Origin of the sequence: Desulfoscipio gibsoniae DSM 7213 (assembly GCF_000233715.2) — a bacterium.
In the GTDB taxonomy this organism is placed as follows: Bacteria; Bacillota; Desulfotomaculia; order Desulfotomaculales; family Desulfallaceae; genus Sporotomaculum; species Sporotomaculum gibsoniae.
Genome location: NC_021184.1, coordinates 1,198,848 through 1,216,629, shown reverse-complemented (window position 1 = coordinate 1,216,629; position 17,782 = coordinate 1,198,848). Strand labels below are relative to the sequence as shown.

Annotated in this window: 18 protein-coding genes; 4 read left to right on the top strand and 14 right to left on the bottom strand. The window is 49.1% G+C overall.

The genetic code is table 11. The features are described 5' to 3' along the window. Positions 1–9: 9 nt before the first annotated feature. Positions 10–2,031: an anaerobic carbon-monoxide dehydrogenase catalytic subunit gene (gene cooS / locus DESGI_RS05590; RefSeq protein WP_006523723.1), complete on the bottom strand. Its 2,022-nt coding sequence runs from the start codon at positions 2,029–2,031 to the stop codon at positions 10–12. Positions 2,032–2,441: 410 nt separating this feature from the next. On the opposite strand from cooS, the gene DESGI_RS05585 reads away from it, so the two are divergent. The 3 genes from DESGI_RS05585 to DESGI_RS24415 all read left to right on the top strand — a co-directional run bounded on the left by DESGI_RS05585 (position 2,442) and on the right by DESGI_RS24415 (position 3,573). Continuing rightward, on the top strand, positions 2,442–2,786 hold the full coding sequence (locus tag DESGI_RS05585) for a CGGC domain-containing protein (protein WP_006523722.1): 345 nt from the start codon (positions 2,442–2,444) through the stop codon (positions 2,784–2,786). A gap of 113 nt (positions 2,787–2,899) precedes the next feature. Next, complete coding sequence (locus tag DESGI_RS05580; RefSeq protein WP_006523721.1) at positions 2,900–3,253, top strand: CGGC domain-containing protein; 354 nt, start codon at positions 2,900–2,902, stop codon at positions 3,251–3,253. Positions 3,254–3,435: 182 nt separating this feature from the next. Further along, positions 3,436–3,573, top strand: coding sequence for a hypothetical protein (locus tag DESGI_RS24415; protein ID WP_006523720.1), 138 nt, complete (start codon positions 3,436–3,438; stop codon positions 3,571–3,573). 271 nt (positions 3,574–3,844) lie between these two features. On the opposite strand, the gene DESGI_RS05575 is transcribed toward DESGI_RS24415, so the two are convergent. Together DESGI_RS05575 and DESGI_RS05570 are read right to left on the bottom strand one after the other, a co-directional pair. Continuing rightward, positions 3,845–5,287: an NAD-dependent malic enzyme gene (locus tag DESGI_RS05575; RefSeq protein ID WP_006523719.1), complete on the bottom strand. Its 1,443-nt coding sequence runs from the start codon at positions 5,285–5,287 to the stop codon at positions 3,845–3,847. A gap of 123 nt (positions 5,288–5,410) precedes the next feature. Beyond that, positions 5,411–5,629, bottom strand: coding sequence for a hypothetical protein (locus tag DESGI_RS05570; protein ID WP_006523718.1), 219 nt, complete (start codon positions 5,627–5,629; stop codon positions 5,411–5,413). A gap of 309 nt (positions 5,630–5,938) precedes the next feature. Between DESGI_RS05570 and DESGI_RS05565 the strand changes: the two genes are divergently transcribed. Then, the gene (locus DESGI_RS05565) at positions 5,939–6,820 is read left to right on the top strand and encodes a hypothetical protein (RefSeq protein WP_006523717.1); all 882 of its coding nucleotides are present in this window, start codon (positions 5,939–5,941) and stop codon (positions 6,818–6,820) included. A gap of 21 nt (positions 6,821–6,841) precedes the next feature. Here DESGI_RS05565 and DESGI_RS05560 read toward each other — a convergent pair whose 3' ends face one another. The 11 genes from DESGI_RS05560 to DESGI_RS05510 form a co-directional block, all read right to left on the bottom strand. Next, positions 6,842–7,456, bottom strand: a complete 615-nt coding sequence (locus tag DESGI_RS05560; protein WP_006523716.1) for a TlpA family protein disulfide reductase — start codon at positions 7,454–7,456, stop codon at positions 6,842–6,844. A gap of 167 nt (positions 7,457–7,623) precedes the next feature. After that, entirely contained in the window at positions 7,624–8,322 is a 699-nt protein-coding gene (locus DESGI_RS05555; RefSeq protein WP_006523715.1) for a cytochrome c biogenesis CcdA family protein, read from the bottom strand. A gap of 239 nt (positions 8,323–8,561) precedes the next feature. After that, the gene (hypF, locus tag DESGI_RS05550) at positions 8,562–11,066 is read right to left on the bottom strand and encodes a carbamoyltransferase HypF (RefSeq protein ID WP_006523714.1); all 2,505 of its coding nucleotides are present in this window, start codon (positions 11,064–11,066) and stop codon (positions 8,562–8,564) included. 130 nt (positions 11,067–11,196) lie between these two features. Further along, positions 11,197–11,664 (bottom strand): CBS domain-containing protein, encoded by a 468-nt coding sequence (locus DESGI_RS05545; RefSeq protein WP_041284789.1) that lies wholly within the window; start codon positions 11,662–11,664, stop codon positions 11,197–11,199. A 203-nt stretch (positions 11,665–11,867) separates the two neighbouring features. Then, entirely contained in the window at positions 11,868–12,860 is a 993-nt protein-coding gene (locus DESGI_RS22945; protein WP_006523712.1) for a D-alanyl-D-alanine carboxypeptidase family protein, read from the bottom strand. 34 nt (positions 12,861–12,894) lie between these two features. After that, positions 12,895–13,896 carry a hydrogenase expression/formation protein HypE gene (hypE, locus tag DESGI_RS05535; protein WP_006523711.1) on the bottom strand — a complete coding sequence of 334 codons (1,002 nt, stop codon included), beginning with the start codon at positions 13,894–13,896 and terminating at the stop codon, positions 12,895–12,897. A gap of 298 nt (positions 13,897–14,194) precedes the next feature. Then, a complete protein-coding gene (gene hypD, locus DESGI_RS05530; protein ID WP_006523710.1) occupies positions 14,195–15,547 on the bottom strand; it encodes a hydrogenase formation protein HypD in 1,353 nt (450 codons plus the stop codon). Beyond that, positions 15,525–15,761 (bottom strand): HypC/HybG/HupF family hydrogenase formation chaperone, encoded by a 237-nt coding sequence (locus DESGI_RS05525; RefSeq protein ID WP_006523709.1) that lies wholly within the window; start codon positions 15,759–15,761, stop codon positions 15,525–15,527. Before DESGI_RS05525 ends, hypD begins: the two co-directional genes overlap by 23 nt. Before the next feature lie 60 nt (positions 15,762–15,821). Further along, on the bottom strand, positions 15,822–16,514 hold the full coding sequence (gene hypB / locus DESGI_RS05520) for a hydrogenase nickel incorporation protein HypB (protein WP_162141528.1): 693 nt from the start codon (positions 16,512–16,514) through the stop codon (positions 15,822–15,824). Positions 16,515–16,571: 57 nt separating this feature from the next. Beyond that, positions 16,572–16,913, bottom strand: a complete 342-nt coding sequence (gene hypA, locus DESGI_RS05515; protein ID WP_006523706.1) for a hydrogenase maturation nickel metallochaperone HypA — start codon at positions 16,911–16,913, stop codon at positions 16,572–16,574. 45 nt (positions 16,914–16,958) lie between these two features. Further along, positions 16,959–17,438, bottom strand: a complete 480-nt coding sequence (locus DESGI_RS05510; RefSeq protein WP_006523705.1) for a hydrogenase maturation protease — start codon at positions 17,436–17,438, stop codon at positions 16,959–16,961. Positions 17,439–17,782 lie beyond the last annotated feature (344 nt).

Below are 17,782 nucleotides of genomic sequence, written 5' to 3'. Positions count from 1 at the left end.
CGTGGTATTTTACCAGTTTTGACACAGGCTGGTTTCCAAATCCTCGGCTACCCGACGGTGTACGCCCAGTTTCCAGGTTCTGTACTCCAGGGCATTAAGCAATTTTTGGATAGATACTTCGATATCGGGCTCGAGAATAAAATAACCGCCAAACACGTCGCCGGCTATCTGGGTGAGGATGCTGTAAATAAGGTCACAGCCCTCAACAGGAGGCATAGTGCCCACGTGAGTAGGCATACCGATATCCAAGCACCAGGTGCCAATACTGGTAGCTTTACCACTCATGGCCTCAGGAGCAGAAGCTACAAACGGCACTTTCGGGGTATCTACGCCGAGATCTTCCGCCATCAGCATTAATAGCTCGGCACCACGAGAGTTGTCCACACAAGAGCCAATGTGGAATACCGGAGGCAGACCTACACTGAGGCCCGACTTTTCATTGAGGCGATTGAGGAAGCTCTTCAGTCCTTCCCCGCAATATTGATCAACATTATCCGGATCCATCATGCCGACCTTGGCGCAGGCCTGGGCATGGCAACCGGTTGAAATAACAAATACATCGTTTTTCAACATGCCTTTGGCAATTTCAATATGAGCCTGATCCTGGAAGGTTTTCAGGTTGGAGCAGCCTACCATAAAGGCTACACCTTTTAATTCACCGTTAAGGATGGCTTCGTTAAGTACCCGGATGGGATTTTCAGGGTTAACTTTGCCGAACAGTTCTAAGAGTGCTTCAATACTCCAGCCGGCCACAACCTTGTTCTTAATATTGGGAATATGGACCGGTCGGTTGCCGCGCTCTTTGAAAGCTTCGATGCCATAACGGATTACTTCCTTGGCGTTTTCCATGGCCGTAGCTTCCTGATAGTCGATGTGCATGGTACCAGGGTTTTTAACAAGATCTGCGGTTGTTATCAGTTTAGTACCGAAGCATTGGGCTACGGTGTTCAAGCCCGGCATAATGCACTGTACGTCAACTACCATGCAGTCTACGGCGCCGGTGCAAATGGCCAGTTCCTGGGAGGAGAAAGAGGTAACCAGGGGTACCCCTTGGCGCATAAGCACTTCGTTACCGGTACAGCAGATACCGGAGAGCTGTATACCTTCGGCTCCGGCTGCTTTAGCTTCGTCTTCCAACTCGCGGGCCGCAGCAACGATCATTTCGCTGAGCAGCGGGTTATGGCCGTGTAATATAATATTAACTTTCTTAGGCTCAAGCACTCCCATGTTAGCCTCGCTAACAACGGGTTGAGGGGTGCCGAAGATAATATCGGAAAGGTCGGTGGCAATCCATTTGCCGGCCAGGTCGGCCAGACCAACGCGCACTGCACTGAATACTATGTTGACCGGGTCATTGTCCATACCCACGTGAGCCTGGGTAACCAGGTCGGAAATGGTGGCATGAATGCCGTGGGGCATTACATTACGTTCACGGTAATTTTCAAGTCTTTTATCAATAAGCATCTTATTAACCCAGGTGGCTTCGCCTTCACCTTTAAGCCGTTTGAAGTCATCCAGTGCTTTTTCAGCCAGTTCTTTGGCCAAGGTATTATTATCTTTACCTTCGGTTTCTATATCTACCTTTTTACATATTCTAATCAGCTTTTCCGGATCCTTAATGGAATAATCCGGCGCTTGGCCTTCGGCGATCATCTCCAGCACGTGGGCAATATGGTTACCGTGCTGGGCGTGGGACGCGCAACCCGTAAGGATCATCAGGCCAACGCTACGGGCCACAATGGTCCAGGCATTAGCACCACAGATACCCCTGCTGGCAGGGCCTTCATCAGCTTTAATACGGCAGGGACCCATCATGCAGAAACGGCAGCAAATACCTTTATAACCGAATTGACATTGCGGCTGCTGGGCCAGTACCCGGTCAAAAGCTGTAATTACACCTTTTTCTTTGGCCACATCGATCATTTCCAAGACCGCAGGGTCAACAGACCGCTTAATATTTTTGGGATCAATAACCCGCGGTGATTTGTTCGAGGGCCGGCTGGTCAGGCTTGGATCTCTAAACCTTGGCATTAATTCGACCTCCTTAGTTGTTTTAACATTAGTTAATTAAACAGTTTAAGGTTGTTTTTTTCACCACCCACCCTTAATTTGAATTTTACGAAAATGCAACCTGCATCTTCATACTCTTCCAGGCCGTAAAACATATATAGTCGAAGCAATAGAAAGAAAACACAATAAAGTTAGTGTAAATATTATTTATAATTACTATACTAAATTGTTCCTATTTTGAGCAAACGTCAAAAACAAAGCAAAAGGCAGCAATTTCACAGGTATTTATGGACAATCGTTCTATTTGGCCATTTTAAGCATAATTTCATAACTTTAATTTTGTGATCAGAGCAAAACAGGATTTAATAATATTGGCATCGAAACAATGAATAAATAACTTTAGGTTTGGTAAATGGAAAGGAGAGATTAGGATGAAAGTTTTAATTGTTGCCTGCGGTTCTTATGCGTCCCAGGGATATGGTTGTCCCGGTGAATGGAAGTGTCTGAAAGCCGCCAACGACAAGGAAGGGGAATTTGCAGGTTATGCAGATAACGTTCAAGTGGTTGGCTTTTTGGAATGCGAATGCAACGGGCGCCAGCTGATAGCTAATATCGGCTGCGTGAAAAAGAATGTTGATTTTGATGCTGTTCACTTTTCCACCTGTATGGTCAAATCCTGGCCAAGCTGCCCGTACATGGACGTGGACGAACTGGCTCAAAAGATTGAAGAAAAATTTGGGGTTAAAGTAGTCAAAGGAACCCATAATTACGGCTAGGCAAACGCTAAGACAGTGAAGAAAAATGACATAACTAGGAATACGCTAAAGCGCAAAAAGTGTGTGCTTTGGTTGCTCGGCTTAAACCCCGGTTCTGCAAAGGAGTTTAAATAATGGCTAATATTTTAATTGTCACCTGCGCTAAAATAAGGGACGTCAGCTGTATCGCTTGTCTCAAATGCTTTAAGGCAGCTAATCTTAAAGAGGGTGAATTCGCTCAATACGACACCGTAAATATAGTGGGAATGAGCGGCTGTGGAGATTGTCCGGGGCTGGTCATGCCCAAAGTCGGGCTGGTTATGGAAATGGCTGACTACCTGGAGCAGGACGTAGATGCTATTCACCTGGGTACCTGCATGGTTAGGGCTGGCAATACCGCCGCCTGCCCCATTGATTTGGCTAAAGTTCAACAAATGTTATCCAGCAAGTATGGTCTACCGGTAGTCATCGGAACTCATAGTTATTAATCGCGTCAAAGATTGTACCATAATTAAAGGGTCGCCTATAATATGGCGGCCCTTTTAAATAATTACTTAGTCATTTTTAGCAATATTTAATTAACTCATTTATATTGAAAATTAGGCGTCTTTGCATGTAAAATAAAGATTAAAAGATATATGTATAAAATATTTTTCGGGGAGGGGTAAATATGGATCCGCATGATGCACATGCCGAACCGGCTCAAGAAGAATTTAAAATGGACTATTCTGAATGGCAAGCAGTTAATATTATCCCGGCAATCATATTTTTTGGATTTTTGATAGGCGTATCTACTATATTTATATAAAATATAACCTAATTAAAGGCCGTTATCGAACGGCCTTTTTACTTTCTTTTCCTGTTAACCGCCCAAGGTAGCCAGCAAATGACAAATGTTTCTCCAAGTAAAATTAGGGCAATACAAACTTGGATAGAGAGAAAATTTCCATTTTAAATAACCGCTTTTACCGTTAAAACATATCAGCAGGTACTAAGCTTGCTGAGTTATTTTTCGTTTACTTAATTTAAATTCTTTGTCTAGGGTAAGGAAATCCGGTTTACGGGCATTAAACGGAAAGTTAGGTGGCCATAAAGTTAAGCAGCTTACCCTGCTCATTTTCCTCGTATAAATACCTGCGGGACACGCCTGTATTTCTGGCCGCTTGCTGCACTGCCCGGGACACCGCCGGGCAAACGTCTTCATTGAAAACCGAAGGGATAATATACTCCGGGGAAAGCTGTTCGGGGGTTACTAAATCCGCCAGCACATGGGCCGCCGCCAGGCACATTTCATCGTTAATCATGCGAGCATGGCAATCCAGCGCCCCCCGGAAAACACCGGGAAAAGCGAGTACATTATTGATTTGATTGGGGAAATCAGACCGCCCGGTGGCGATAACCCCGGCTACATCCAGTATCTCTTTGGGATCCACCTCGGGCTCCGGATTGGCCAGGGCAAAGATAATTGGTTTTTCCTTCATACGCAATATATCATCCCGGTGCAACAGTCCCGGGCCGGAAACTCCAATAATTACGTCAGCTCCTTCGATAACCTCCTGCAGACTGCCGTGCACGCAGCGCTCATTAGTATGCCTGGCCAGCCATTTTTTAGAATCTATTTCCGGCATATCATCCCTGACAATGGCCCCTTTACGGTCGCACACCACAATATCCCGCGCGCCCGTAGACAGGAGCATTTTAGAGATGGCCACACCGGCCGCGCCTGCACCGCTCACCACTATCTTGACTTTGTCAATCCGCTTATCCACCACTCGCAGCGCATTGAGCAACCCGGCCACCGTTACAATGGCCGTGCCATGCTGGTCATCGTGAAAAACCGGAATATCCAGCAGCCGGCTCAACTCTTCTTCAATGGCAAAGCACTGGGGAGCGGCAATGTCCTCCAGGTTAATTCCACCAAAGGTTGGGGCACAGGCTATCACTGTATCAATAATTTCCTTTGTACCATGCACATTTAGGCACAGGGGCAAAGCATCAATACCGGCAAACTTTTTAAAAAGTATGGCTTTCCCCTCCATCACCGGCAGAGCGGCCTGGGGCCCGATGTTACCTAAACCCAATACAGCCGAGCCATCAGTCACAATAGCCACGAAATTACCTTTCATAGTCAGCCGGTAAGCCATTTCGGGGTCACCCTCAATAGCTTGGGAAACCCGGGCCACCCCGGGGGTATAAACCAGTGCCAAATCCTCACGGCCATGGATTTCCCTTTTAGCTTTAATTTCAATTTTACCGCCCAAATGCTTGGTAAAAACTCTGTCGGCTACCTGCACTATCTGCACGCCGGGGATTTCTTCCAATGCATTAATCAACCCCGCCAGGTTTTCTCGCTCATAAAACCAAACCATCAGCTCTCTGACCATATGGTCCGGTGCAGCAGAAACCAAATCTATAGATCCCAGATTGCCTCCCTCATCAGCAATCACGGCCAGCACCCGGACCAGCGTACCGGGCTGGTTGGCCAACTTCAAACGGATAGTAATATTAAGGGACATAACCATGCTGTTTCCCTCCGTCCATTATTGACGTATTTTGGACACAGCCCAGCACTAAAAATAAGCTTGGGCTCGTTTCCACACATGGTATTAGTTTGTCCCCATTCGATCATTTTGCTGCAGCGCTTTTTAACTTTGCTGCTTCATCCGCCTTATTGCATCAATATGCCGGCATATAAAACCCGGCTTGACCCGGGACCTAAACCTGAAGGTACAGCACTCACAGCTGTCTTCGCTGGCCCGCAACTCCCACCGGCAGTCATAATCTGTAACCAGCGCCTCCTTTTCATTAATGAAATAAACAACTAAATCATCGACAAAATACGGTTCGCGAATTTTAAATGTCATAATATTACCTTCCTTTGATAAATAAGCTCATATAGCCTTAGGACGACAGATCGCCATCCCTTTTCAAGGCTAACACAGGCATTGCCATATGTAAAGGGCAGACTGTTTGTTACCTGATACCATTAACGTGGAACAAAAACCTGATCATTTGTGATTTATCCAGACTACATATCTTCATTAAGTCTTTAAAAAAAACTAGGACCAGGTTGGCACATAAAATACGGTACCCCAACAATACTTTCCTGTACTGTATGGCTTATAGATGTGATAAATTAGGATTATACAATCCATTGTCAGGGAGGAATTGCCGTGTCCAAGCCACCTGAACAAGAGCTGCTCAATCCGGCGCAGATCAGCCAGGCTCTGGGCATTACCCCCAATAACATAAAACGACTGACCGGAGAAGGCTATCTTGAAGTAAAGAAGCAGGTAAACTTTAAAAACGGTGTGATGCAGCTGTTTACCAATGCCCAGGTGCAGGCTCTGATACCAGCCATGCCCAGAATTAAACAAGCCTGGGAACGCTATGACAACTACCACCGGGGAGCCAACCGGATGGCCCGAACCAGAGTCCACAGGCACCAGTCATACCGGGATAAGGTCAACCGCAAGGAGCAGTTTTTAAATTCCATATATGGACTGCCCCGGAGCCGTCAGGAAATATTAAAAGCAGCTTACTATCTTTACCACCTCAATCATTATGCCAAGGCAGGCAGCTCTTATCTATACGATTTAAAAGAGGCTGTGCTGCACACCCTGGTGAAGAACTATTATCAGCGGGATGAGTGGCTAAATGTCAGCTTTATTGAAGGAACTAATAAAATTACCCTGTGTCCTGACTGCCGGGCCAGGGCCAACAGCCAGCGTCTGAGTTACCTGGAGTACCTGGATAAGACAGGCGGGTGTTTTAAATGCACCAGGGGATACAAGTATTACAGTCTGTACGAATTCAATATCAGTTCCCAGGATTACCGTTTCTGCTTTCACACACCCTATGCCAGCGCTAAAAGATGGTTCAATAAACATAATATGCCTTCCAGAAAGGATAGCCCCGAAAGGGAAGGTGCCTATGCTTTCGGCCGGGCCATATATGATTCCGAAGCCCAGGCCGTGGAATTAATAGAAGTGATTGACGAATTGCAAAAGTTCCTGGCCTTATTTGATATAGAACCATTGATAAATACTTATTGAAAAATTAGTTTAGAAAACAGGCTAAAAACCCAGCAAAGATTCGGCGCTGTCGTAAGTGATCGGCCCCCCTGCGGCATAAACTACTTGCCCCTGGGGGTCAATTATTACCGTGGAAGGAACCCCCGGCACACCATATGCACCGGCTACCTCCCCCCGGCGATCCAGATATACCGGCGTGGAGTAATTATTGTTCATTAAAAAGGTTTCCACATCATCAACAGACTTTTCTTGACTGGCTATATTGATAAACAAAAACTCCACATTCTTCCGACCATAGTTCAAATAAAGTTTATTTAAATCAGGCATCTCTTCCTGGCAGGGCGGGCACCAGGTGTTCCAAAAATTGATAAATACATACTTACCTTTTAGTTCGGATAAAGTAGATATTTGCTGATCCGGTTGTTCTACCTGGTTATCCTGAGTTTGGTTTTCTTTAATAATATAGAAATCAGGAGGTACTTGGTCGGACTGCAGTGCTTTTTGTTTTGGCCCATCGGGCAAACTTAACGCCACCTCGCCAGCCAGCTTAGTGTTTGGATAATCTACAGCATCCTGATTTTTATCTTCCGAGGTCAGCCATAATCCTGCGGCTACAATAACGGCCACCACCAACACAGTGATTAATTTGGGCTTCACGGGCTTGTTACTCCCTTCATTTGTTTAACTTTTAGAGCTTGTCAGGGACATTAAATACGTATCGTACAATTTATATAGGCAACAAAGGACTAAGCAGATTAAAAGATATTAACCATGTTTTACATTAATAGCAAGCAGCATAGCAACCCTGGAAATGCTCGTTCAGCCTAATAAAGCAGCAGAACCAATCTATCCCACAAGCCCAATAGCAGCAATACACCCATAGCAATCAGAAGGCCGCCGCTGACAGCATTAATATAAGGTATTACTTTATTCATTTTACCCAGCCAACTATGCACAAAACCAATGCCCAGGGCTGCCAGCAAAAAGGGAATGGCCAGCCCCATGGAGTACCAGATTAACAGTGTCACCCCCTGGTACAGCGTTTGTGTGTTTGTGGCCAACAGCAAAATAGAGGCTAAAACCGGCCCTACACAAGGAGTCCAGCCAGCGGCAAAAGACAGCCCTAGAAAAAATGCCCCCAGCCAACCGGTAAACCGTTGGGCAGGCTGCCATTTGACCTGCCTGTAAAAGAGCTTGATAGGTAATATTTCACTGATATGCAAACCAAAAATGATGATAATAATCCCCGCTGCTTGCTTTAACAAGGTCTGGTTGCTGATCAGCCACTGCCCGGCACTGCTGGCCGCGGCACCCAGACTAACAAATAAAACGCTAAAGCCCAGCACAAAACCGGTACTGTTCCACATCGCCCGGCGGCGAGAGGGTGCCGCAGCACCGGTTATATCGGTACCGGCAATAAAGGAAAGATAACCGGGAAGCAAAGGCAGTACGCAGGGAGATAAAAAAGAAAGACCGCCAAATACAAAGGCAGTTAACGCACTTACAGAGGACAAACCGTTCAATATCAGGCACCACCTCTTGGAATGAAATAAATATAATATTGTTATATATTATATTTATAATATTGACAAGACTTTTATTAAAGATTACATTAATAACCAATTAATAAATACCCCCCGAAAGGACACGGGGGGCTTGGAATGCAACTGTCTTTGTTTTTTGTTTACTAAAAGAAGATTCTATCAATCGCTCAAATGGTGTTTTTAAGCGGGCGAGGTTTTATTTTTACTTGTCCCAATGCTTAATGAGCATCTTTGGGGTCTGCAAGAGAACCATCCCCTTGCTTCCGGCTGGCTACCATCGCCTGGCCCAGGCTGATGCCACCGTCGCCGGTGGGTATTTTAGTATGCCTGTAGACATGATAACCTTGATCACCAAGTAATTTACAGACTGCCCTTAGCATATACCGGTTATACCAGCAACCACCGCTAAGAACCACCCGATTTAGGCCGCTTTGACAGCGCACCTGTTCGACCGCCTGCACCACCATGCTGATTATCGTATCATGGAAACACCGGGCGATAATTGCAGGGGCGCAGCCATGTTCAATATCCAACACCAGCGCTTCAATGGTGGCGCCGGTTTCGATTATACCACTGTTCAGGTTATAGGGGTACGGGATTAGGGCAAGCTGGGAGCGGTCAAGTTGCGACGGCTTTTCCGAAAACATAACGCTATCAATATAAGCCGGCGCCAATTCCCCAAGTTCAACAGCCGCCTGACCATCATATGTATTTACCTGGCAAATTCCCAATAATGCGGCCACAGCATCAAAGAACCTGCCACAGCTAGAAGCAAGCGGTGAGTTAATACCCGACCGCAACATTTTTTCGATAATGTTTAATTCGCTAAACCGGTCGGGAAATAATTTTTCAGCCACCGCACGGCCCCGCTCCCCCAACGCCGTTAGCAAATAAGCAACGGCGGTCATCCACGGGTTGCGCACAGCACGCTCGCCGCCGGGTAAAGGCGTATATTCCAGGTGCCACTCCCGGGAAAAATCCAAGTAATCACCCTGCAGCACCTCAAAGCCCCAGATGCACCCGTCCAGCCCGTACCCCGTGCCGTCCAAAATGACGCCGATAACCTGTCCCTCCAGGCCGTGCTCGGCCATGCAAGCGGCCATATGGGCGTGGTGGTGCTGCACGGCAATAGCGGTAGGCACCAGCGCCCGGGCCATCCTGGAGCTGTAGTAGTCAGGGTGCAGGTCATACCCCGCCACAAGGGGCTGCGCCTGTATCAGGCGGCTAAAGCCGGCCAGGCTAGCCTGGTAATTGTCCGCACCTTCCAGCACATCCACTGATCCAATGTGCTGGCTGAGATAAGCCCGACCCCCCTCCAACAAGCAGAAGGTGTTCTTCATATCCCCTCCCGCCCCCAGGACGGTTATCTCATGATCAACCGCCTTACCCTTAATGACCCTCCCGGTTTTCTCAACTGCAAAAGAACGAGATTCCACCGGCTTAACAGCCTGTGGGCGACTTGCACCGGGTACTTCTTCCGGCCTAATAGCTGGTTGGCTGCCCAACGCCTCAACATTTTCGTCAATTTCGGCAACCTGGGGAACCACCACAGGCTGCGGCACATATCCCCGGGAACGCCGCATGAACTGTAGATGCCCGTCAACCAGCCAAACCACCGAATCATCGCACCGGTTAATGATATCCCGGTCATGCAGCAGAAAATAGTCCGCCACATCGCCCAGTTCGGTGAGTGCCTGCCGGTTGTCCTTTACCAGCGGCAGACCGCTGCGGTTGCCGCTGGTCATAACCAGTACTGCCGGTCCATTTTGCATAAGTAAAACGTGCAGCGGGGTATAGGGGAGCATTACTCCAATACTATTTAGGCCGGGGGCCAGAACCCGGGGCAGGGTTGAAGATGTTTTTCTCTCCAGCACCACAATAGGAGCTGCCGGAGAGCACAGCAGCTTCTCTTCCCCCTTAGACACCAGGCAATGTTCCCGAACCGTAGCCATGTCCCGGCACATCACCGCCTGAGGTCTTGCCGGCCGCCCCTTACGGCGGCGCAAGCGCTGCACAGCTGAGGCATCCATTGCGTTGCAGGCCAGGTGAAATCCCCCCAGCCCTTTGACAGCGACTATTTTACCCGCCACCAGCAACCGCCGGGTTTCGTCAAGCCAACTGCCCTTTAATTTCTCTCCATACCGATCCACCAGCGTCACCCGGGGACCGCAATCCGGACAGGCTACGGGCTGAGCGTGGAAACGCCTGTTAGCCGGGTCATGGTACTCGGATACGCAAGCAGGGCACATGATAAAACCGGCCATGGCAGTGCCCGGCCGGTCATAGGGTAAATTTTTTACTATTGTAAACCGGGGACCACAGTTGGTACAGTTGGTGAAGGGGTACTGGTAATGCCTGTCAGACGGTTCCATAACCTCCCGGCGGCAATCCGGGCAAATGGCCACATCCGGAGGCACCACCGATTCCCCCGTAGCATCGCCCCTGGTATCAATAATGGTAAAACCGACGAACCCCTGGAAAGGGCGGCTGGCTATCTCCCAGCAGTCAATCCGGGCCAAAAAGGGTGGATTGGCTCGCAGTGCACCGGTAAACCGCTCCACGCTATCCGACGGTCCTTCCACCTGCACCAGCACCCCTCGGCCCGTGTTGCACACCGTACCGCATAAATTAAAAGACCGGGCCAGGTTGTATACAAAAGGCCTGAACCCCACTCCCTGCACAATACCGGTTATGGAAATTTGCCTGGCTATAATGTCCTCCACGGCAAGCGCACCTCCCATTCCCCAATCACCCCACTTTGTACCGGGTGTTGAAAGGTTGAAAGATTACCTGATGTAATACAATCGTTATCAACACTAAACCAAACGGAGGTCTTTACCAGAAGGCAAAGCCTTACCGGCCTGCATCGCCAAGACTGGCTTTAATGATATCCTGCCGAGTAATAATCCCAATAAGTTTCCCATCGACATCGACCACCGGTACTCGGTTAACACCCTTTTCTGCAATTATTGTAGCCACATCCCTAATGGATGCTTCAGGTCCAACGGTGTAAAGGTTGGTAGACATCAGTTCTCCTACCTTCTGGGCTATGGCGCGCTTGATATCTTCAATAAAACGATTGGGTCGTTCCAAATAGATAGGGCTGTCGAATATTACCACATAAAACGGAGTTCTAACCGGCTTCTCCTGGAACACCAGGTCTGCCTCACTTACAACCCCCACCAGTTTCCCACCATCATCCACCACCGGCAACCCACTGATACGATGCTCCAGCAGTAACCGCGCCACCTTTTCCAGATCATCATGGGTATTAACGGTGATTACATCAGTCGTCATGATATCCCCGGCCTTTTTCATCATCCCTCGCCCCCCTTTAATTTAAATATGATTATACTATTTGCCCCAATATTATTTCAAACATAATAATAGGTATATTAAAAAAAAGTATTTAAATGTATCCCATAGCTGGTTTAGCCGGTGGTAAGATTCGCCACCGGCTGGTTAATTACACGCTTGCTTATTTTATATGCTTAAAATTCCACATTTATATGTCAGAGAATATCTTATTGACCTGCATATATACGCAGGTACTCCTCCAGCGTTGAAATACCTTTTTCTTGCATAAAAGTGGCCACCGGCACACCAACATACCGAAAATGCCAGGGCTCGTAGGCATAACCCGTGATATATTCTTTTCCCCTGGGGTAGCGCAATATGAATCCAAAACGCGGGCAGTTTGTTTCCAGCCAGCGATAGGCAGCATCACTGCCGGCAATATCAACAGCCAGTCCTGTTTGATGCTCACCGTGACCGGGCGGCGCAACAGTTGCTTCAGTCACTGATAAACCATACAGCCTGGCATGTTCATCAAATAAAGCCTTTTGTTCAGTATAACTCCGATAGGCCGATGTCATGGTGATTTGGATACCCTGCTGCGCAGCGGTATCATAAAGCTGCTGAAGTGGTTGCTGCAGCAAAGCAGATACCTGATAGGTGCCGAAATTAACCAGCGGGCCGGTTTGGAAATCTTCAGGGAGCCCCTGTACTTTGTTAACCAGTAATATGAGCTGGGTTGGAATCACCTGCGGTTTGCCATCCACGGGCAGGTATACCAGTACAGCGTTGCCAGGTTCATCCCATTCCACGGTATAACCGAAATACTGGGCCACCCACCGGGCCGGCAGGTACATACGCCCACTGATTACTTGAGGGACAACGTCCATCTCCACCGGCCCATCTACAGTAACTAGTTGATTACTGCCCGCTTGCAAAGCCAGCACCTGATTTTCCCCTTGAAGGGTTACGGTTCGGGAAAAATCATCCCAGGATATGCCCCCGTCGCGCACCCCGCAAGCATAGGCCAGATAGCGCACCGGGACAAACACCCGGCTGTTCTCTATAAAAGTAACGGCATCCATCTTTTGCTGCCGGCCGTTTAATGTATACACATCGCCGCCTGGTAGGAATACTGTTTGGTTAGCCGCCGCCGACACAGCGTTTACGGCCATGCATAAAAGCATAATGATCGCAAACAATGCCGTGATTGTCCTTTTCAATCCTCCGGCCCCCTATTTTACCACGATTGTTTTGTTAGCAAATCCTGGGCAAGGGCTGGCCAGCCAGCAAGCCTAAAATTTTAGTGCCACCCAGGGGGGTTTGTAAATATACGTTGCCGCTGCCAGCACAAATTTGACCAATTACCTGCGAGTCACGCCCATAGGAACTTTGCTTTAAAATATCCAAGGCCTTTGTAACCTGGGCCGGGTCAATGATAACCAAAAACTTTCCTTCATTGGCCAGATACAGCGGGTCCAGGCCCAGTATCTCCGCTGCACCCCGCACCGCTGCATCAATGGGCAACGCATATTCCCGCAACCGTATATCCAGCCCACAGCCTTCGGCTATTTCTTTTGCCGCGGTGGCCAGCCCGCCCCTGGTAAGGTCGCGCATCATTTTAATGCCGGAGCAATGTTTTTGCAACAAATTGATAGTATTATTCAGCGGTGCACAGTCACTGGCCAGGGCACCATCAAGTCCCAAATTCTCTCTGGCCGCCAGTATAGTTAAACCGTGGTTGCCCAGGCTGCCGTTGACCAGCACAACATCCCCGGGCACCGGGCGGTGATAGCCCCAATCCAGTTTTTCCGGCACCATGCCCACACCCGTCGTAGTGATGAATAGTTTATCCAGGTGCCCCCGGGGCACTACTTTAGTATCCCCGGCTACTACGTCCACCCCGGCCTCGGTACAGGCCTCCGCCATTGAGGCTACCACCTTTTCCAAATCGGCCAAAGCAAAGCCCTCTTCAATGGTGAAGGATGCGGTAATATAGCGGGGCCGCGCCCCGCTCACCGCCAGATCGTTTATCGTTCCACACACCGCCAATTTGCCGATATCCCCACCGGGAAAAAAGATGGGATCCACTACAAAGGCATCCGTGGTCATAGCCATCCGCCCACCCGGCGAATTAAATACCGCAGCATCAGATAGCTGCTGCAGCAGTGGGTTATTAAAATATTTTAAGAACAAGCCGTCAACTAATTCCCTGGTCAACAGCCCCCCGTCACCATGGGCCAACAAAACAACTGACATACAATCACCTCGGGGTCAGACTTAAACTTTCTTAAACTAACTGTATTATCCTGATAAACAAATATTTTGGCAAAGTCAGATTCTAGCTTCTACCTTGATCTACCTTTTTTTCAATCCGTAAGGTAAGAGGCTTCCTGGTTAATTATATAACCCACCCGTCCTAGCTCCCCAGAGTCACAGACAGAGCCTGACCTATCCTTCTTAATGGCACGGCTGCATTTCATTATAATAACCACGTACCTAAATGATAGCTGCGGCTATCATTTAGCTAACCCTCTTACTAAAAAGCCGTCAATTTTCAACCTTTCAACCTTTCAACACCCGGCACCAAAGTTGTGGTAGCACCATAACGGTAGTAGGCAGCGCAGGCGCCTTCCGATGAAACCATGCAAGGGCCTACGGGGCTGGCCGGAGTGCATTTGCGCCCGAACAGGGCGCAATCCGGGGGGGTGATTATACCCCTTAGCAGTTCACCGCAGCGGCAGCCGCGCGGCTCGGCGGCATCGTCCACCGTAAAACGGTTACCAACCGCTTCCATTTTACCACCAGCAATACCCACCGGCTGCGTTACCGCCCCTCCATCACTGACGAAACCGCCGGCAACGCTTAACGAACCCATTGGATCCCTGGGCGACTCGTTACAACTGGCACACTGCCCAGCGCCGCCAACACTATCCACCTCTGGCATCGGCAAATCCAAGCCACCGACACGCTCAAGCGTATCCAACCCAAACTTGCGCATGGCATCGTACCTGGCCAAGTGCTCCTTTATGAATAAACCGCTGTTGTTAATAACGCCAAAACCCCGCCAAATAGCATCGCCAGGGTAAAAGCAGTCTTTTATCGCACCCTGGGCTTGCAAGTTACCTTCGTCTCGAACCACCCAGCGATAACCGTTAACCACCCGGCTATCCCCAGTCTGCATTTTATTCAACAAAACATGCAGGGCATCCAATATATCCACCATTGTAAAACCAGTCACCACCGCCGGTATGCCATATTCCTCCCCGATGAAGGCAAACGCTTTGCTACCCGTTACCGCGCAAACGTGACCCGGTAGAATAAGCCCATCAACCCTGGCTTCTCCGGCGCCAAGCAAAGCCCTCATTACAGGGGGTACCAGTTTATGTATGGAATAAACACTGAAATTACTCAATCCCAGCTGAGCCGCCTCGTTGATACTAAGTGCCGCCAGAGGCGCAGTTGTTTCAAACCCCACTCCCAGGAAAACCACCTCCCGGGCGGGGTTATCCCGGGCCAGCGCCACAGCATCAGCCGGGGAATAAACAATTTGCACCCTGGCACCCCTGGCCCTCTCCCTCTCCAGCGACGACAGCACGCCGGGCACCCGCACCATGTCGCCAAAGGTGGCCACCGTCACCCCGGGCACCCGGGATATGGCGATCATTTGCTCAATATCCCCGGCCGCGGTTACGCACACCGGGCAGCCAGGACCGCTGCGCAATTCCATCAACCCGGACAGCAGGCCGCGCAGGCCGGTACTGGAGATAGCCATAGTATGGGTGCCGCAGACTTCCATCAGCCGCACCGCCCTACCCAGGCGCTCGGCTACCCGGGCCGCCTGCTCTTTGACTATCTTGACCATTTGCCGGCCCAATTGCGGATCGTTAAGCTTTTTCAGCACGCTCAAATTCCAGTAACTCCTTCCATATTGCAAGCCTGGCCTCAGCTTCCGCAAGTTCCAGTTTTTCCACCGCATAGCCGGCGTGCACCATCAGATAATCCCCGGGCACCACTTCGCCCACCAAATGCACCCCCACCTTGCGCCTGATGCCCTCCACCTCAATTATGGCCCACAGTTTGTCGGGGACCTCTACCACCAGTGCGGGTATACCCAGGCACATCGCTGCCACCGTCCCTTTCTCCCAAAATGTCTCCGTGAAACGTCGTCAACTTAGCCACCATTACCCTTTATATTGCTTCCACCCGGATTTCCGGGCTAATTTCCCAAGCCAGCCACACCACTGGTCCATACCCTGCCCGGAGCGGGCCGATGTTACAAATACCTGTTGATCACAGTTAATCTGGTGTATTTCCGCAAGGCAAGCGGGCAGGTCAAAATCAGTATACGGCAATAAATCAACTTTGCTGATCACCGCAGCCACCGCCTCCCTGAATATACCAGGGTATTTGGCCGGCTTGTCGACGCCCTCGGCAACACTTAATAGAGCTACTTTAACATGTTCACCCAGGTCAAAGGCCGCCGGACAAACCAAATTACCCACGTTTTCAATGAATAGTAAATCCAGGTGGGAAAGCGGCATTTCCTGCAGCGCCCGGGCAACCATGTCAGCGGTAAGGTGACAAAGCCCATCGGTGTTGATCTGCACAGCCGTCACACCGGCCCTTTCTATCCGCTCGGCGTCCCTGACGGTATATAAATCCCCTACCACTACACCTAATTTAAGTTTGCCTCGCAATAGCTCCGCGGTCTTTTCCAGCAGGGTGGTTTTACCCGAGCCGGGGGAACTTATCAAATTTATTGTGGCCACTTTATTTTTATTGAATAAAGCCCGGTTTTCTCCGGCCCGGCCTGCATTGGCGTGTAATAAATCTCTACCCACAACTACTTTCAATTTGCTAACCGTTCCTTTCATCGTGGGGCCATGCCCACGGCTCATCAATAAAGTTTTCAGTAAACCACGCCCGTTAAGCTACTCACCTTCATAATAATCCACATACAGTTCCCTGCCCTTAACCAGCGAGGCATATGCCGCACCACAGGCGGGACAACGGTATAGGTAACCCTCCGGGCGAAATTCCTGGGCGCATTCCTGACACTTTAAAAGCAGGGCGCTTTTTTCTATAACCAGTTCCGCGCCGGCGCAAATTGTACCCTCAGTCAATATCTCAAAGGCAAATTCCAGCGCTTCGGGCAGTGCGCCATGGCACTCACCCACCACCAGCTGAACTTTAGCCACTTTAATGATATCGTTTTCCTTAGCACTTTGGACGATCATATCTATCAGGGTTTGAATTAAAGATACCTCATGCACTGACGACACCCCACCCCGATTCTACCGTTAACACGTACAATGACTCTACTGCCATTTGTTCAATTGCTCCCCGACCATTTGTACCGCCCGCTCCACCGCTGCCTCCACCGCCGGGGAAAGCCCTTGTACCCACCGTTGGGGGCGCTCAATTTCCACCCCCACAACCACAACTTCTTCGGGGAAATTAGCAGGCATCACCCCGCGAGCAAAGGAAAGTGCCTCCCGCAATCCAATACCGTGGGATTGACCTGCGTTATAGCCCGGCTTGGGCAATTCTTCTTCCAAAAAGCGCCGTACAGTGCCCGGTGCCGCACCACCAAGAAAGGAATCAACCAGTATTACTTTATCCGCACCCAGCATCATTTCCACCAAGGATAGGCCAGGGATACCCGCCTCGATAATTTCCACATCACCGGGCAGGGTATTTCCGACCACCAGTTTACGTACCACAGCAATACCGATTCCGTCGTCACCAGCCAATTCATTGCCGCAGCCGATAATATATATTTTAGTGCTATTTTTCATCTTTATTACCATCCTGAACCATTTTATGTAACTATATCATTTTTTGACCATATGCAAAAGCGTTGTTATAGCGTTCATCTGGGATAGGATTAGTATCATCCACCACGCTACGATGAGAAGTGGTTATAGGTGGGTTATACTTCAAATTATCGATTAATTGCTTGCCGTTTTCAGATACAAACGGCAAGCAATTAGCAAGCAGTTGTCTAATACAATAAGGGACTGTGCTTAATCCACAATAATAATGGGTGAATCACGGTTTAAGCATGGAAACATGGAAGCACAGTACAAACGAAAAATCCCCTAAATGGAGTTAATTTTGAACACCCAACTTTCAACTTTCA

What these genes read in the sequence shown, in the direction of transcription:
- cooS (WP_006523723.1), bottom strand. Translation starts at nt 2,031, where the DNA reads ATGCCAAGGTTTAGAGATCCAAGCCTGACCAGCCGGCCCTCGAACAAA.
- DESGI_RS05585 (WP_006523722.1), top strand. Translation starts at nt 2,442, where the DNA reads ATGAAAGTTTTAATTGTTGCCTGCGGTTCTTATGCGTCCCAGGGATAT.
- DESGI_RS05580 (WP_006523721.1), top strand. Translation starts at nt 2,900, where the DNA reads ATGGCTAATATTTTAATTGTCACCTGCGCTAAAATAAGGGACGTCAGC.
- DESGI_RS24415 (WP_006523720.1), top strand. Translation starts at nt 3,436, where the DNA reads ATGGATCCGCATGATGCACATGCCGAACCGGCTCAAGAAGAATTTAAA.
- DESGI_RS05575 (WP_006523719.1), bottom strand. Translation starts at nt 5,287, where the DNA reads ATGGTTATGTCCCTTAATATTACTATCCGTTTGAAGTTGGCCAACCAG.
- DESGI_RS05570 (WP_006523718.1), bottom strand. Translation starts at nt 5,629, where the DNA reads ATGACATTTAAAATTCGCGAACCGTATTTTGTCGATGATTTAGTTGTT.
- DESGI_RS05545 (WP_041284789.1), bottom strand. Translation starts at nt 11,664, where the DNA reads ATGATGAAAAAGGCCGGGGATATCATGACGACTGATGTAATCACCGTT.
- hypE (WP_006523711.1), bottom strand. Translation starts at nt 13,896, where the DNA reads ATGTCAGTTGTTTTGTTGGCCCATGGTGACGGGGGGCTGTTGACCAGG.
- DESGI_RS05525 (WP_006523709.1), bottom strand. Translation starts at nt 15,761, where the DNA reads ATGTGCCTGGGTATACCCGCACTGGTGGTAGAGGTCCCCGACAAACTG.
- hypB (WP_162141528.1), bottom strand. Translation starts at nt 16,514, where the DNA reads ATGAAAGGAACGGTTAGCAAATTGAAAGTAGTTGTGGGTAGAGATTTA.
- DESGI_RS05510 (WP_006523705.1), bottom strand. Translation starts at nt 17,438, where the DNA reads ATGAAAAATAGCACTAAAATATATATTATCGGCTGCGGCAATGAATTG.